The following is a 15,147-nucleotide window of genomic DNA, read 5'->3' on the forward strand; positions in this document are numbered from 1 at the left end:
CTGCAATATCTCAGTAAAAACCCCGTTGCTAAAAACTCTTCGTTCTGACTGTGAACTGGTAACTGCTAATCAAAAACCCTCACTGTCAAAGGGAACGGCTTTCAATCGAACACCCCCATATAATTGCATTTTCTTACTCGAACTTGGCATGAATTGCGTCAATACCCTGCTGCATCGATCCCGTCAGTCCAGGAGAGCGCCGCCGCTGCCAGAAAAACCATCCGCAAGTAGCCACCAAGTACATCAAGAACAAGTAAGGAAAGGCATTGTAAGGAGCTTCTGGAGGTGGGAACATAGTGCTGCCGGGAATGCCCACGCTGCCCGCAATCGGAATCATCATAAATGCGATCGCCACAGCCGAAAATGCTACATCCCGCAGGCGCAATTTACCAATTTTGTGCAGGTAAACCGGAGCCGCGATCGAAATTAAGACGTACACGGTTAAAAATCCGTAGCTGCAAATTGCCCCCAAATAACCCATACAATCGAACAGTTTGATGTTAAACATAGACATCAGAGCAGGCACCAAAAATGTCAGAAATGTACACATCGTTACTGCAACGTGGGGAGTTCTATTAGATGAATGCGCTACACCTAATGAAGAGTGAAACAAACCGTGGCGCGCCATCATAAAAAACACTCTCGCCGCTGGATTGATGCTGCCGAGCACGCAAGCAAAAAAGCTAAATAAAGCGCCTAAAGCCACTAGCTCTCCCAGCCAGCCCATGCCCACTTGTTGTGCTAGAAAAGTCAGAGGTTCTTCACTATTAGTAATAGAAACTCCAGTACCGCTAAAACCCAAAACCTCAATATAGGTCATCAGAACGAAGAATAAGCCTGCCATGACAGCACTGCCCATGACAGCTCTGGGGATATTTTTTAATGGTTTTTTCGCTTCGTCGCCCAGAGATGTCGCACTTTCAAAACCAGAGAAACCAAACATTACTAATACAAGTCCCGTCGCTATGCTCCCCGGAGTTACGCCTTCCAAAGTCAGTTGCGACATATCTAAGGCAAAACCTTTGTGCGCCCAGATGATAATTCCTAAAAGTGCGATCGCCGCCACTGATGCTCCCTCCAGCCACAGCATCGCCATAGCTGAGAGTTGGATATCTTTATAACCTGCATACCAAGCAACGCCGGCCCCGATCGCTAATAGCGTAATCGGTGACGGATGGATGCCTAAATGACCGATGAAAGTACCCGTAAAGTTGGCAAAGCCACACAAAACGGACATCGCAGTAAATAGATAAGCGAGTACCAAACTCCAGCCGCAAATTACGCCGGCCGTCGGGCCAAGTCCTTTAACAATATAAGAATAAAGAGAACCAGCAGAAGCCGATCGACTCGCAAATTGGTTGATATTGATGCTGACAAATACTAGGCCCATCAAGCCGATAAGAAAGCTCAGCCAAGTCCCGTTACCCGAAAGAGCGACAATTAACCCTAGATTAGATGCGGGTATAGTTGTAGGTGCAATGACCGCAAAGGATTGAGCTAAAACCTCCCCGAAGGAGAGGCAGTCCGGCTTTAAGCCGTGTGCACTCTGAGTTTTTGGCGTTTTCTTAGTCATTTATCTTCTCTCTTTTTGTCGATCGACTTTTGGCGATCGGCTTAAACTTGTCGGTGCTGCTTCAGCATCAGATCCTGCATGAGGAGCTTAATTATCACCTTAAGGCTCTTCTGGGGTAGAATCAAATGTTGTTTTTTATCGAATTAATAAATGCAAGTGATGCAGTGCCGCCGCAAAAGAACTGTTGGAGTACGAAACCTATCAGTCGCCACAAGCTCAAACCCTTGGCGTTAAAAGGAAACTTTAAATGGCGGCTGGCAACCGTGCTTTGTCGGGAATTCCAACCTCTACAATAGAGCAGATCGAAAAGTTCAGGTCAAAGCTGAGCCGCCAGAGATTTTAATCTCGAAAAACAACTGTATTTAGTAAAAGGGTACTCAGCATGGCCGGAATGACACTTGACCAACTGCGAGTTTTTCTAGCTGTCGCGGAACACCTGCACTTCAGCCGCGCAGCCGAGGAACTTTACATCACCCAACCCGCTGTCAGCGCGACAATCCAAAGCTTAGAGGCGCAATACGGAGTAAAACTATTTCACCGCATCGGCCGCCGCATCGAAATCACAGATGCTGGGAAGTTGCTGCAAGTTGAAACTCAGAAAATTCTCGACCAAGTTGCTTTAACTGAGAGAGGTTTGCGGGAGTTGAACGACTTGCAGCGAGGCGATTTAAACTTGGGTTGCAGTCTGACCATTGGCAATTATTGGTTGCCTGATAAACTTAGCAACTTCAAACAAAAATATCCTGGTATTTGCGTGAATTGTACTCTGGCAAATGCCGAAGAAATTTGTGCGGGGACGGCGACGGGAACATTTGATTTGGGTTTAGTGACGGGAGATATTAAAGCTTCACTTAAGGGCACTCTTGAGGAAGAAGTTGTAGGCAGCGAACGCTTGCTGATTGTAGTTGGCAAATCTCACCCTTGGTTTGAACAAACAGATGTGAGTTTAGCGGAAATTGCGAAAACGGATTGGGTGATGCGAGAATCTGGTTCGGGAGTTCAGCAAATGTTGGAACAAGCTTTGCAAAGTTGGGGAATTAATCCCCATGAATTGAATGTAACTTTAGTTTTGAACAGCAGTGAAATGGTAAAAGCTGTGGTAGAAAGTGGCACAGGTGCAGCGGCTATTCCTGAATTGATGGTAAAAAAAGAATTGCAGTTATCTACGCTGCGGTCGATTAAAATTATAGATAGCCAATCAAGTTCTAATGTATCTTTTGAAATAATTAAACCTGTTTTAAAACTGAAGCACCGACAGCGTTTTCAAACTAGAATTACTAAAGCTTTTGAAGAGATATTAAGTCAATGTGCTGGTAATTGGTAATTCAGGACTTAGGCACGAATACTCAAGAAACCGATTTTTTTACCGACATCAACAGCTAAACTCCCTGTATTTTCGTAAAGAAATCGGGTTTTTGATCACCCCTGCGTCCAGGATTATAATTATCTCTCAACCAATTTCCTCAAGTCCAATAAATTTTTACCCCCATCACCAATAATCAGTGGCAATTTCCCATCCCATTTTTCTATAGCCTGCCTTTCCAAAAGTTCTGGAGTCAAATTGTCCCGAAGCAACCTTTGCACTTCGGCTTCTCCCTTAGCTAAATTCACCTTAGCCTCGGCCTGTTTTACTGCCTTCAGCGCTAAAAACTCCCCTCTTTTTGCCTCCTGTTCGGCAATTTGTTTCGCCTCCACCGCCTCGCTAAATCGCTCAGAAAAGTGAACGTGTACTAAAGAGATATCGTCAACAGCAATGTGATATGTAACCAGCCTTAAGGTCAAATAATCATCAACTGCGGCTTTAACTTCTCCGCGTTTAGTAATAATTTCTTCAGCCGTGTATTTTGCCATAACTGCTTTTAATACTTCTTGAACTGCCGGCTCGATAATGCGAGCGACCACTTGTCTTTCGTCACCTATTTGTTGAAAAATAGCATTGGCTTTTTCTGGGATAATGTGCCAGTTGAGCGCTACATCCGTGAAAACATCTTGCAAATCTTTTGAGGAAGCTTCAGCGGAGCTTTCCTGTTTTTGCACCCTGACGCTCAACTTTTTTACAGTATAAACTGTGGGGACTATTACGTGAATTCCTTCTCCTAGTACCTGTTCTTGCACTTTACCAAACTGCATCAGCACGCCCCGTTCTCCAGCGTTAACTATGATAAAAAATTTGGACAATATAGCTAAAAAAACTATCACTAGAGCTAGTTGAACAGCTATGTAAAACTCCTTATTTTTTTTAGTGCTTGATTTGAGTGAGCCCACATTACTGCTGGATTCTAACACCATAGTCCACCCCAAACTAACTTAATTAGAGGACAAATATTGGCTTAACCGATCTTCTATTTCCCTTCAATCAACATCTGTTCAAAATCCGCTGCTGTCAAAGGAGGACTGAACAAATACCCTTGCATCATATCGCACTTATAGCGCCAGAGAAAATCTTTTTCTGCTTCCGTCTCAACTCCTTCGGCAATTACCTCAAGACAGAGACTGTGGGCCATTTCAATAATAGCTTTCACAATCGCTGCATTTGTGCAACCATCGGTGATCTGGCTGATAAAACAGCGGTCTATTTTTAAAGTATCGAATGGGTATTGCGTCAGATAGCTTAAAGAAGAATAACCTGTTCCGAAATCGTCAAGAGATATACAAACTCCCAAATCTTTCAAGTGTTGCAAAGTGGCGATCGCACTTTCGGCATCCTCCACCATCAAACTTTCTGTCAGCTCTAATTCCAAAGTGTTCGCTTCCAAACCAGTTTCTGCTAAAATTTGGGCGACTCTGCTGCTGAGATCCGGTTGGTGAAATTGGCGCGCCGACAGATTTACCGCTATTCGGAGCGGAAAACCAGCATTTTGCCAAACTTGCATTTGTCTGCAAGCTGTCTGCAACACCCACTCGCCTAACTGTACAATGAAGCCAGTTGCTTCGGCATGGGGAATAAATTCTGCGGGCGAAATCAGCCCTTTTTCTGGATGTACCCAGCGCACTAAAGCTTCTGCGCTCATAATTTTACCTGTCTGGACATTGACTTGCGGCTGATAGTAAACTTGGAATTCTTCTCGTTCCAGTGCGTTGGACAAACTGGTTTTTATCTGCTCTAATTTGTCGGTAGTATTTTGGATAAATTCGCTGCCTTGCGATCGCAAACTATTGTACTGTTCGGCGACAGCTTCTTGTTTTTTCAAGCGGCTCGATATCGCGCCCACAAGTTCAGCTTTACTAAAGGGTTTAGTCAGGTAATCATCTGCTCCCAATTCCATACCTTGCCGCATTTCAGAGCGATCGGCTTTACCGGTGAGAAAAACAAAAGGTACTGTAGCAGTAACAGGATTAGATCGCAAGGCCATCAGCACCCCATACCCATCAAGTTCTGGCATCATCACGTCGCAAATAATCACGTCGGGAACATTCGACACCGCCGCATTTAAACCTTGCGCTCCATTTTCTGCACCCGTCACGTCGAAACCTTCAGCTTTGAGGAGTTTGACAATATTCTCCCGGATTATTTCCTGGTCCTCAATCACTAGAATCTTTTTCATACATCATTCCCTGAAAGCGGTATAATTGATAGGCGTTACTGAACGCCACAAGCGTCCCAATAACTGAGAACGCACAGCTCGATCAGCCCCACAGCGGAATATTTTCCGACACAAATAGCAAACACCTGAAAAACGCTGATTTTTCAAGCACAACTAGATTAATGTTTCTCTGCTTACTCAGTGCCGTCCGTATTATTACGAGGTTAATTAATAATCTCTAAACTAATTCTAGGCGATCGATAGTTAGCAGCGCCTTAAATAACTGCTAAACTAATTGTGCCACCTGAACGATTGTCTGCAAACAATCTCAGCCTATTTATACCAGTTGCCAAAAACCATGCAACTGCCAGCAAGTTCCAAACCCTTGCGGAGTCAGTCTTCCCCATTCTTAAATGTAAAATCTCAACTTTCAAATCTCAAATGGTATTACCTACTGGATTCCCTGAACCCGCACAGATTGGGGTCATAGAAGTTAAGCAATATCCTCAGTACCGCGCTGTCACCTACACCCACGCGGGCGATTTGCGACAAGCAACTGGCATCGCCTTCAATCCCTTATTTCAACACATCAGCAACAATCAAATTGCGATGACAACGCCAGTAGAAGCGCGCTACACGGAAAATTCCGGGCATATCGATGCGGTTTCCCAAGCAAAAGTTTCGTTCCTCTATCCCGAACCAAATATCGCCCCCAGCAGCGTTAACTCCGCTGTAGAAGTCACAGATACTTCGCCGATGACGGTTGTCAGCATCGGCGTGCGCGGGGCATACACTTGGGAAAGCTACGAAAATAACCTCCAGAAACTCAAAGATTGGCTTCAAGAACATCCTGAATACGAAATAGTCGGGCCGCCGCGTCGCTTTTTTTACAATTCCCCGATGACGCCGGAAGCAACTAAAATCAGCGAGGTACAAATTCCGATCAAGTGCCGCTGACGTGAACAACTAATTCGCGAATGTGACCCCGCTGGCGGTGTTCCCACAGGTAAATTCCCTGCCAAGTTCCTAACAGCAACCTGCCGCGATCGATCGGGATTTGTTCGGAAGTATGAGTCAGCGCAGTGCGAATGTGTGCCGGCATATCGTCTGGGCCTTCGGCATCGTGAATGTAGCGATCGTCCTCCGGTACCAGTTTAGCCAAAAAGTTAGCCAAATCCTTAAGTACATCCGGGTCAGCATTTTCTTGAATAACCAAACTAGCAGAAGTGTGGCGCAAAAATAAGCTACAAAGTCCCGTTTTAATACCTGAATTCGCCACCGCCTCTTCTATCTTAGGAGTTATTTTGGACAGAGATTTCCCTGTAGTTTGAATCTTCAGTATCTGTTGATAGTGATTCATTCGATTTTAGATTGTAGATTGTAGATTGTAGATTTTGGATAAGACTAATGCAAAACTCTTCTGTTGGCGGAGGTAGACTTTGTTTGTGTAAGATCGATTTCTAATCGCACTTATGAAAAATAGTCTACAACAGCTTGGGCGATCGCCTCCGTACCATTTTTATCCAATTTATCCGACAAACGGGGCGGATGCAGCGGTTGTCGCAAAAACTCCCAATCCCCCTCAAAAAACTCCGCCGCCGTCACAATTTGATGTTCCGCATAATTTTGAAGCCATTCCAGCAACACCGGAGATTCTGCAAAACCTTCTCTCATTATAGAAACAACAGGTATTTCCAAGCGCAAAGCTTCCGCAAAAGTGCTGTATCCCGGTTTAGAAAGTAAGCGCCCGCAGACAGGCATAATATCAACCGGACGCGGTAAACTCGGGAGAGATTTTGTAAACTCCTGATTTGTGGCTCTAATCAAATTAGGCAAATCGGGACATCCAGCATCAAAAGTGATAAATTGCCAGTCGCTAAATAGCTGTAAATTTTGATAAGGAATGTCCTCTACACCCAGTCCGCCGAAAGTCAGCAATACAGTTTTTTCCAGCGGTGTTTCGATTCCGAATATTTCCCGAACTCGATCGTTACTGTAGCGAGGATTGCCGCCAGTTAAGCCAACATCTTGAATATTTGGGAAAGCTGGCATCGGTTCGTGTAAAGGAAGACGAAAAAGCCGATCGCACATTCCGAAACATTCAGCAATCCAATCGGCCATTTCAGCAAACTCCCCGCCCCAATCTCTATAGATAAAATCCCACCCGAAATTGGCCATCATCCAGCAAGGAACCCCAGCCGCTGCCGCAATTCGCGTTGCCAAAGGAGGAATGTCGGCCAGCACCAAACCCACCCGATTTTGCTTGATAAAATTAACTTCGCTTGCAATTAGCGAATTTTGCTTTTTCCGAATTTCCCGCAATTTTTCCAGTGTCGCGTCTTTATCCATATTCAAACTGTCAGCTTGCACGACACCCACATCAAAAGCGCGGGGACGGTGGATAAAGTCGCCGCCAATATAAGATTCTAGCAGCCAGCGAGGTGCTGTTGTTGTAATAATTAGTAAAATATCTGGATTTAATTCTTGAATTTTTGCAGCTACGGAGGAGACTGGCACAGCGTGGCCGAATCCATGATTCGTGATGGCAATATATAATGTTGGTCGAGACATTGATAATAGGGAATAGGGAATTGGGACTCGGGCATCGGGAATTGGAGGTAGAGACTGGAAGGCAACAAGGCTAAGCTTCAAGCGACGCACAACGAACAATGACACAATTAATAACTAATTACTAATGACTAAGCGGTTGTGTATTTAACTTGTATATTCCTAATCTTGCTCTGAGCAACTGCCCAGAAGAGTTTGATTATTTTATATGCAATTTAAAGGCTGACTCGCTTATGTTACTAATTGATATGATCTCCGGTCGATTGACTATAATTAAATTAGTTTTTAATGATAAATGCCACTCCTCTATTTATGAATAAATTAAAACTAAAAATTTTTCTGCTACCTTAATTATAATTGTACCGGCATCGAATATGCAAGAACCCATCAATCGGACGCGCCCTTAGACCAAACAGGCAATTGATTAATCTTGTCCAGGGTTATATCTACATACTTTTTACCATCCGCCGCCAAATTTTCCCCAAAATATCCATCATCGCCGTCGTGCTTGTGAGGGCCGCTCACAGCTTCTGCATAGCGGCCTTGCAAACGAGCTTGATTGAAAGGAGAAGTCGCGTACCAGTACCAGCGACTCGGAAAAACTATGCCGCCAATATCCTCAATTGAATCGCGAGTGCCGCGAAAGTGGAAAATGCGATCGGCCTCTGCAAAACCATTTTGTCCCGAAAACACGCCCCCAACCGAAACAACCGTAATTTCTGCCTTCAGCCATTCTTTAAGATAGCGAGTAGCACCCAAAGCAACTTGTGCGCCGCCGCTAGTGCCAATTAAAATAACTTTCAAAGGTTGTTGAGAATTAACTGAAATGGGAGATTGAGCATTCATGCGCTCGATAATTGCATTAGCCATTCCCTGATTGTATGCAAAGCCGTAGCGATAATCTAGAGAAATTGCAAACCTCCAGAGATTGCGAATTTTGATGAATATATCCCCCGCAATCGGCCCGCTTTTTGCCTGTTCTGCAAACCGCCAAAAAGGAGCTAGCCACCGCTCTCCTCCTAAACTTTTGTTAGACGCTGAATAAGGAAAAACATCGCCCACTGCTACGCACTGCGGGTGACTTTTAACTAAACGCTTGAGAAAAAACTCTTCACCAGGGGTTAATTCGTCCCCCGAAAAATCCCCAACTCCCGGTAAAAAGATGATATAACAATTAAGTGGTGAAGACTTGCGCGGTTCTAGATTTCCCTTCTTAGAGGGCAAGATCTCCGGCAGATTTTTCTTGATACCAAAAGTTTCGGCATTTTGATTCAGCCACCATATAACAGTCCCCACCGGCGAAAGAATGCCCCAAATTACCAGGATTACACCGGCGACGATCAGCAAATTTAAACTTCCCCCGCGCAGCCATGCAAGTATCCGTAAAATCAATCTTAGCATTTAATAAAATCTGGTAGAATGCCAATTAATTACGTAATTACCTAGAATTAGTTCGGTGATTCTGCTGTATTAGAGCTTATTTTGTAAAAGTTGTCAACTATCTTGAGTAGCAGGAGTTCAACGTGAAGGGAGAAGATTCAATTGCAGGTTTGGGGGGAACGCTTTGGAACGCTCTTTCTTTGAACGGCAATTTTTACGAAAAAACTCCCTACACTGGCAGAACTAAGCGGATAGCTTTAACAATTGTAATTTTAGCAGCGCTGTCCCGCGTGCTGGGCAGTGCTGTCATCTTGTTAATCAACCGAACTGAGCTATCAGTGTTATTTTTAACACTTTGGATAGATGGTTTGGCAGTCGCAGGGGGTTATTATTTTTGGACTTTCACCATATTTAAAATCGGGGAGTGGCTGAAGCCGGGTCACGTAACTTATAGGGAGTTGCTGGTTCCAATCGGATTTGCCTATGCCCCCCAAGTTCTGAATTTTTTAACCTTAATTCCCTTGCTGGGAGAAGGAATAGAGCGGATATTAGCTGTCTGGAGTTTGCTAGCTGTAATTGTGGCGGTTCGCCAAGGTTTGGATATTCAAACTCGCTGGGCGGTGTTAATTTGTTTTGTGGGTTGGCCGTTGATTCAAATTGCGATCGGCTTTGTGGAAGTAATTAAACAGTTGCTTTCACGATGGCTTTAATTCATCAATACGGCAGCAGTATAGTAAACTCGCTGCCCTCTCCATGTTCCGACTTGCAAATTAACTTTCCTCCATGCTGTTCTACCACAATTTGATAACTGATAGACAATCCCAAACCAGTCCCCTTACCTATCGGTTTAGTAGTAAAAAACGGATCGAATATTTTACCCAGCACCTCCGAATTCATCCCCACACCATTATCAACAATGCGAATCGCTACTTGATTTCCTTCCGCGACTTCAGTGCAAATCTGAATTGTCGGAGTCTGTTCCCAGTCAACTTCACTCCCTCTTTCGCGACAAAAAGCATCAATCGCATTGGTCAGGACATTCATAAATACCTGATTAACTTCTCCCGGATAGCAGTTCACTAAAGGCAAATTGCCGTACTCTTTGAGCACTTGAATATTAATTAATTTGTGATCCAAAATCATCAACGTGCTATCGATACCTTCGTGAATATTAACCCATTTTCTATCAGATTCATCTAACCGAGAAAAGTTTCGCAGCGACAGCACAATATCGCGAACTCTCGCAGCGCCCACTCTCATTGAATCTATCATTTTAGTGAAATCATTCATTAAAAAATCTAAATCTAATTGCTCTATTTCATTTACTATTTCTGGTACGGGATTTGGGTAATTATTTTGGTATAAACGTAGGAGATTTAGTAAGTTTTCAGCGTATTCATTGGTGTAATATAAATTTCCATAAATAAAGTTAATCGGGTTATTAATTTCGTGAGCAATTCCCCCGACCACTTGACCTAAACTGGACATTTTTTCACTTTGAATTAGCTGCACTTGAGTGTGGCGAAGTTCTTCCAGTGCAGTATGTAAATTCTCAGTTCTTTGGGCTACTCGCGTTTCCAGAATAGTATAAAAACGAGCATTTTCTAGAGAAATAGCTGCTTGTGCACACAGGATTCCCAAAATTTCTACCCTGTCGCTAGTAAAAGCACCTTTGGTTAAATTATTTTCTAAATAAAAAATTCCCGTAAGGTGGCCTTGATGGATAATTGGCAATACCAGGATAGATAGGGGTTGATTGGCCACAATATAAGGATCAAATTGGAATTGCTCGGCTCGGGTAGCATCATCTAAAACCAAGTGTTTTTTTGTTCTTTCTACATAGTTAATTAATGAAAGGGGGAGGTTCTCGGATTCGGCAATCGGGAGAGATTGTAACAGGGTTACATCATTAAACTGACCTGTAAGTCCAGCTTCTATGAATAATTGATTACCTGTCTTGGCCAGAAATAATACTTTTTGAGCGCCTGCGTTTTCCTTTACAAGCTGTACGAGTTTCTCTAGCAAACGGCTGAGGATAATTTCGCTCGAAACAGCTTGAGATGCTTTGACAACAGTTGGTAAATCCAGCATCAAGCTATTGTCAACAGTAGTGGTAGCAGTCATGAGATCGACATTCTTAGATATTGCTCCTTGATTGCGATCGACTAAATAAGGATAACGGGATTCTAAGTATTTAACTTTTGCTATAGCTCCCCAGCGGATGTAGGCATAATAAGCTTTTGTCAGATAAGATCGAGCAATTATCTCTTTATCCAAAGATTGATAAAACTCTCCAGCTAATTCATAAGCTAATGCTTCTTCTTGGATGTAACCGTTAGCAGTCGCTCCTTTAATAGCTAAGTCATAATAATCCATGGCTGCAAGTTTCTCGCTAAAAACTCGAGCTTTCTCAGCTTCAACTAACTCGTACTTGTGCTGATAATTCATGGGTGCATGGTAGGCCCACTTTTTCATAATTTGCTGATTATAGTTAACAATAGCTAGGTCTGCTTCTTGATTGTCACTGTCAGGATAATGAGCGAGGAGAGCCAGCGAATAGTAGAAATTGTGTACCCCAACAGTGATTAAGCCGATCGCGCCATCTGCATATTCTGCCGCTAATTTACCGCGGGCAACAGCCGCAGCATAATCTTTAAATAAATAAAGCAGCATCAATTTAGCAACATAAGCTCCAAACAGCGACATTCGATTATTTTCTTTCTGCCAACGCGACATCACAGCAGGTTCATCCAACCTGCCGCTAACTAACCGTACTTGCTCTGCTGTTTTGCTTTTTAAGCTTGAAGCAGTTACTTGCCAAATTTGAGCATAACCGATGGCAAATTCGTGTTTATTTTTTTGCAAAAACTCCATACAAACGCTTTGTTTTTCTTCGACATATTCTAACTGTTCTCCCACTAACAATAAATTAGTAATATAGTGCATAAAATTATAAACCGCCCATTCTAAATCACCATTTTCTACACCAAATTTCATCCCTTCTATAAATGAATTAAGTGTATCTTTAGTAGACTCTTTCCAGATTCTTATATGAGCATTAAACATTACATAAACCTTAGCTTTCTGTTGGCTAGCATTAAATTGCTCGAGCAGTTTTAAAGCGATTAATCCAGCGTAGTAGCCAGCTTCGATGTCGCCTTCGATGCCGCACAGAATCATTCCATAAAGAGTATAGGGAAAAGTAGCTAATGCTGAATGACCGCGATCGATACAAAGATTGACCATAGTCAAGACGAGGGAGGACACAATTTCAGGTTTGGCAATATAAGCAGGAGGATAGAGGGCTGTCAGGATTTCCATAGTTGCCAGTTGATAAGGATCTGTCATAACTGGCAGGTTTTCTAATTCCTCAATTCGCGGCAATTTTGGCACTGCAATGGTTGGGCTATCTAATAGGTTTACTCCCAGCATTTCAAGCACTTCTAGACCTGTTTCAACAGCTTTTAGCATCTGGCTTTGAGCCTGATAAAAAAGGATCTTGAGCTGATACACTTTCACTATGTCAAGCTGGTTTTTAGCCGATCGCAAAACCACTTCTGCCAAAACTTCTGCTTGCTCAAAGTTGGTGTTTAAATATTCCGCTTCCAGCGTCTCTACATACAAGCGCAGCGTCATGCTATAGTTGCGATCCCAGCTATCAGGTGCTAATAACGACATTCCCGCATTCAAATACTTAACAGCGGGTTCGTAAGCATTAGCTGCTTTTGCCTTATGTCCAGCAATTAAATTTAATCCGGCTAATTCATCTTTTTCTGATTGCAGTATCAGACAATCCATTCCTACATTCAACTGGTTGATAATATCAAAAATTTTCTCTTCTACTTTATCGGCGGGCGTATTTTCAAACAGCAATTTACCGATGCTAAGATGAGTGGCTTTCTTTTCATCATCAGGAATCAGCGAATATGCAGCTTGCTGGACGCGATCGTGCAAAAATTTATAGCTGATTTGCGAAGAATTGAACGTTAAATTAGCTCCTGCTTCTCCATCTAAAAATAAAGGAATGAGGTAACTCTCATTCAAGGGAAGTATTAACCCCGCTTGCAAAGCCTCCCAGAGTTCAGTCGCAGTGACTGATGGAGATTTTGCGTTGACAGTAGAGAGAACATCTAAAGTGAATTTGTCCCCTACACAAGCCGCCAATTTCAAAACTTGTTGTGTAGTCTCTGGCAATTGTTGAATCCGACTGGCTACCAGTTCAACTACACTCTTATCTGTGATGCCAATAGCGTGAATCTCCTCAATGTTCCACTGCCACTCCCCTCTCCTTCCGGGAGACAGGAGCCGGGAAAAGTCAAATCTCAAAAGTTTTTCTTGATAAAGAGTGTTGAGCAATTGCGTCAAGAAAAAAGGATTCCCACCAGTCTTATTGCAAATTAACTCCGCTAAAGGTTGAATGCTGTCGGAGTCATTCAATGTTTCAGAAATTAACTCAGTAACCTGGGCTAAAGAAAGAGGTTTCAGCACTAAATTGTTGATAATAATTCCCGTTCCTTGAAGATACTCTACTGTTTGCATTAAAGGATGTGTAGAGCTAACTTCATTGTCTCGATAGGCTCCAATAAATAGTAAATATTTGCTATCTGGGTCAGTCGCTAGCAATTCCATTAATTTCAATGTCGCTGAATCTGACCACTGCAAGTCATCGATAAATATAACTAATGGATGCTCTTTTTGCGCGAATACGTGGATAAATTCTTTGAATAGTCTGTTAAAGCGGTTTTGTGCTTCTGTGGGGGCAAGTTCCGCAACGGCAGGCTGTTTGCCAATCACCAATTCTAGTTCGGGAATTACGTCAATAATTACTTGTCCGGCATCGCCTAGTGCGGCTAAAAGTTGATGTTGCCAATCTTGTAATTTTTTGTTATTTTCGGCAAGTAACTGCTGGATCAAAGATTGAAAAGCTTGAATTAAAGATGCGTAAGGTATATTGCGTTTGAATTGGTCAAATTTACCTGAAATAAAATAACCGCGCTGTCTGGTGATGGGTTTTTGAATTTCGCTAACTACGGCCGATTTGCCTATACCTGCATAACCCGATACTAGGATAAGTTCAATTTGTGAAGGGGAAGAATTTTCCTCGCAAGGATTAGCTACACGTTCAAATGCTGCCAATAGTTCGCTGACTTGTGTTTCCCGACCGTACAATTTTTGAGGAATCAACAACTGACTCAATATATCTAAGTTTCCGGGGGTAAAATCTACTATATTGCCAGTAGTTTCTAACTGATTTAAACAAATTTCTAAATCTGCCAACAATCCGCCTGCGCTTTGGTATCTCTGTTCGGCATTTTTTGCCATCAATTTCATCACAATTTGTGAAATTGCTGGTGGAATGTCTGAATTAATGTGATGGGGAAAAATTGCTTGACAAGCTATGTGACTGTAAACTATCTCTAACGGGTCGTTACTCATAAATGGCAATTGACCTGTCAGCATTTCATATAAGGTAATCCCCACAGAATAAAAGTCGGTGCGGTAGTCTAGGGTGCGGTTCATTCTCCCCGTTTGTTCGGGAGACATATAAGCAAAAGTACCGACTATCGAGTTAAGATTATTAATTTGGGGAGTTTCTTTGGACAATCGTGAAGCAATCCCGAAATCAGTCAGTTTAATAATTCCTGTTTGGCTGTTGAGGATGATATTGCTCGGCTTAATATCTTTGTGAATAATTTTTTGAACGTGTAGATATTCTAAGGTTTTTATGAGTTGGATGCCAAACCTCAAACAGGTGATGACTTCGAGCTTTTTTCTGGACATGAGGCGATCGAGAGATTCGCCATTAAAGTCTTCTAAAAGCAAGCCGAGACGGTTATCAAAGGTTTCTAAGCTAATGACTTTAACTAGGCCCGGATGGTCTAAATGTTGGCGAATGCGATACTCGTGCTTGATCCTGGTAATTGCATCGAGGGTAGGATATTCAGCTTTCAGGATTTTGAGTACGGTTGTATCCTGGTGGGTGGGGATTTTCCCTCGATAAATAATCGTTTCGATACCTTCATGGAGAGTGGAATGGATTTCGTATTGCGAGAGAAATTGCATGGGGTTCTGCTCAGAGTTGAAAATATATCTGATTCTAGT

Annotated in this window: 10 protein-coding genes; 3 read left to right on the plus strand and 7 right to left on the minus strand. The window is 42.9% G+C overall.

The features are described from left to right. Window positions 1–133: 133 nt before the first annotated feature. Complete coding sequence (locus QUB33_RS14230; RefSeq protein WP_333351275.1) at window positions 134–1,573, minus strand: APC family permease; 1,440 nt, start codon at window positions 1,571–1,573, stop codon at window positions 134–136. Between the two features lie 382 nt (window positions 1,574–1,955). On the opposite strand from QUB33_RS14230, the gene QUB33_RS14235 reads away from it, so the two are divergent. Further along, a complete protein-coding gene (locus QUB33_RS14235) occupies window positions 1,956–2,897 on the plus strand; it encodes a LysR family transcriptional regulator (protein ID WP_333351276.1) in 942 nt (313 codons plus the stop codon). A 119-nt stretch (window positions 2,898–3,016) separates the two neighbouring features. Here QUB33_RS14235 and QUB33_RS14240 read toward each other — a convergent pair whose 3' ends face one another. Continuing rightward, a complete protein-coding gene (locus QUB33_RS14240) occupies window positions 3,017–3,862 on the minus strand; it encodes a prohibitin family protein (protein ID WP_445299524.1) in 846 nt (281 codons plus the stop codon). A 53-nt stretch (window positions 3,863–3,915) separates the two neighbouring features. After that, on the minus strand, window positions 3,916–5,118 hold the full coding sequence (locus QUB33_RS14245) for an EAL domain-containing response regulator (protein ID WP_333351278.1): 1,203 nt from the start codon (window positions 5,116–5,118) through the stop codon (window positions 3,916–3,918). A 420-nt stretch (window positions 5,119–5,538) separates the two neighbouring features. Between QUB33_RS14245 and QUB33_RS14250 the strand changes: the two genes are divergently transcribed. Next, complete coding sequence (locus QUB33_RS14250; protein WP_333351279.1) at window positions 5,539–6,054, plus strand: heme-binding protein; 516 nt, start codon at window positions 5,539–5,541, stop codon at window positions 6,052–6,054. Here QUB33_RS14250 and QUB33_RS14255 read toward each other — a convergent pair. From QUB33_RS14255 to QUB33_RS14265, 3 genes are all read right to left on the minus strand, one after another. Beyond that, window positions 6,041–6,457, minus strand: a complete 417-nt coding sequence (locus tag QUB33_RS14255) for a secondary thiamine-phosphate synthase enzyme YjbQ (RefSeq protein ID WP_333351280.1) — start codon at window positions 6,455–6,457, stop codon at window positions 6,041–6,043. The two genes, QUB33_RS14250 and QUB33_RS14255, sit on opposite strands and share 14 nt — an antisense overlap. Before the next feature lie 110 nt (window positions 6,458–6,567). Further along, a complete protein-coding gene (locus tag QUB33_RS14260; RefSeq protein ID WP_333351281.1) occupies window positions 6,568–7,668 on the minus strand; it encodes a glycosyl transferase in 1,101 nt (366 codons plus the stop codon). A 384-nt stretch (window positions 7,669–8,052) separates the two neighbouring features. Next, the gene (locus QUB33_RS14265) at window positions 8,053–9,066 is read right to left on the minus strand and encodes a hypothetical protein (RefSeq protein ID WP_333351282.1); all 1,014 of its coding nucleotides are present in this window, start codon (window positions 9,064–9,066) and stop codon (window positions 8,053–8,055) included. Window positions 9,067–9,188: 122 nt separating this feature from the next. Between QUB33_RS14265 and QUB33_RS14270 the strand changes: the two genes are divergently transcribed. Further along, entirely contained in the window at window positions 9,189–9,755 is a 567-nt protein-coding gene (locus QUB33_RS14270) for a hypothetical protein (RefSeq protein ID WP_333351283.1), read from the plus strand. A 4-nt stretch (window positions 9,756–9,759) separates the two neighbouring features. Here the strand turns inward: QUB33_RS14270 and QUB33_RS14275 are convergent, their stop codons facing one another. Further along, entirely contained in the window at window positions 9,760–15,108 is a 5,349-nt protein-coding gene (locus QUB33_RS14275) for an AAA family ATPase (RefSeq protein WP_333351284.1), read from the minus strand. Window positions 15,109–15,147: the final 39 nt, after the last annotated feature.

Origin of the sequence: Microcoleus sp. B3-A4 (genome assembly GCF_036705385.1) — a bacterium.
Taxonomy (GTDB): Bacteria; Cyanobacteriota; Cyanobacteriia; order Cyanobacteriales; family Microcoleaceae; genus Microcoleus.

Coding starts and splice junctions, on each gene's coding strand:
- QUB33_RS14230 (WP_333351275.1), bottom strand. CDS start 1,573: ATGACTAAGAAAACGCCAAAAACTCAGAGTGCACACGGCTTAAAGCCG.
- QUB33_RS14235 (WP_333351276.1), top strand. CDS start 1,956: ATGGCCGGAATGACACTTGACCAACTGCGAGTTTTTCTAGCTGTCGCG.
- QUB33_RS14240 (WP_445299524.1), bottom strand. CDS start 3,862: ATGGTGTTAGAATCCAGCAGTAATGTGGGCTCACTCAAATCAAGCACT.
- QUB33_RS14245 (WP_333351278.1), bottom strand. CDS start 5,118: ATGAAAAAGATTCTAGTGATTGAGGACCAGGAAATAATCCGGGAGAAT.
- QUB33_RS14250 (WP_333351279.1), top strand. CDS start 5,539: ATGGTATTACCTACTGGATTCCCTGAACCCGCACAGATTGGGGTCATA.
- QUB33_RS14255 (WP_333351280.1), bottom strand. CDS start 6,457: ATGAATCACTATCAACAGATACTGAAGATTCAAACTACAGGGAAATCT.
- QUB33_RS14260 (WP_333351281.1), bottom strand. CDS start 7,668: ATGTCTCGACCAACATTATATATTGCCATCACGAATCATGGATTCGGC.
- QUB33_RS14265 (WP_333351282.1), bottom strand. CDS start 9,066: ATGCTAAGATTGATTTTACGGATACTTGCATGGCTGCGCGGGGGAAGT.
- QUB33_RS14275 (WP_333351284.1), bottom strand. CDS start 15,108: ATGCAATTTCTCTCGCAATACGAAATCCATTCCACTCTCCATGAAGGT.